1 pseudogene is annotated in these 271 nt (G+C 75.3%); it reads right to left on the bottom strand.

Annotated elements, in window-relative coordinates:
- Positions 1-271 (bottom strand): annotated as a pseudogene (locus tag AE652_RS20780) (glycine-AMP ligase); the annotation flags it as partial.

Here is a 271-nt window from a genome sequence, read left to right as displayed (position 1 = left end):
GTCGTCGTCGATCCCCACCGACGGCAGGCCCAGCACCTCCGCGAACACCACGCACAGGATCTCCTCCTGCGCGGAACGCGGCGCCCGACCGCTCGGCTCGACAGCGGCGGCGGCAGGCGCGGGCAGCGCGCGCTGGTCCAGCTTGCCGTTCGGCGTGATCGGCAGCGCCTCCAGCACCACCACCGCCGACGGCACCATGTGACGCGGCAGCCGCCCCACGGCGAAACGCCGCAGCTCGTCGGGATCGACCTCCCGGCCCGCGACCGGCACC

Origin of the sequence: Kitasatospora sp. MY 5-36 (assembly GCF_001182915.1) — a bacterium.
Classification (GTDB): domain Bacteria; phylum Actinomycetota; class Actinomycetes; order Streptomycetales; family Streptomycetaceae; genus Kitasatospora.
Note: the sequence above shows the minus strand (reverse complement) of the source record. Positions and strands in the feature narration are given on the sequence as shown.